This window comes from Terrabacter sp. 2YAF2, from assembly GCF_052114705.1.
Lineage (GTDB): Bacteria > Actinomycetota > Actinomycetes > Actinomycetales > Dermatophilaceae > Terrabacter.
The window spans coordinates 1-509 of record NZ_JBFRFG010000062.1 but is presented as its reverse complement, the minus strand read 5'-3'; the positions used below and the strand labels follow the sequence as shown (position 1 = coordinate 509).

At 69.0% G+C, this 509-nt stretch carries 1 pseudogene; it reads left to right on the top strand.

The features are described from left to right. Positions 1-65: 65 nt before the first annotated feature. Positions 66-509: pseudogene (locus AB4030_RS22430) on the top strand (helix-turn-helix domain-containing protein); the annotation flags it as partial.

Genomic DNA, 509 nt, shown 5'->3' with positions numbered 1-509 from the left:
TGTCTCAGGACATCGGAATGGCGTGTCGCAGGTCATCGGCATAACCGGATCCGGCAGGGTCGGTGGTGTCGAAGCGTCGTCTTGTCATCACAGCCGTCCTGGCCGGTTCCTCGCAGTCCGAGGTTGCCCGCACGTACGGGGTCTCGCAGGGCTGGATCAGCCGCCTCATGGCCCGGTACCGCGCCGAAGGGGAAGCGGCGTTCGAGCCGGCCTCGCGGGCCCCGCACACCTCGCCGGGGGSCCACCAGCGCCCGGGTCATCGAGCTGATCCTGCAGCTGCGCACCGAGCTAACCGGYCAGGGCCACGACGCCGGTGCGGACACCATCGGCTGGCACCTGTTGCACCGCCACCGCGTGAACGTGTCCCGGGCCACGATCCACCGGATCCTGGTGCGCCATGCCGCCGTCACGCCGGACCCGAGCAAACGGCCCAAGTCGTCCTACATCCGGTTCGAGGCCGACCTGCCGAACGAGACCTGGCAGTCCGACTTCACCCACTACCGCCTCAC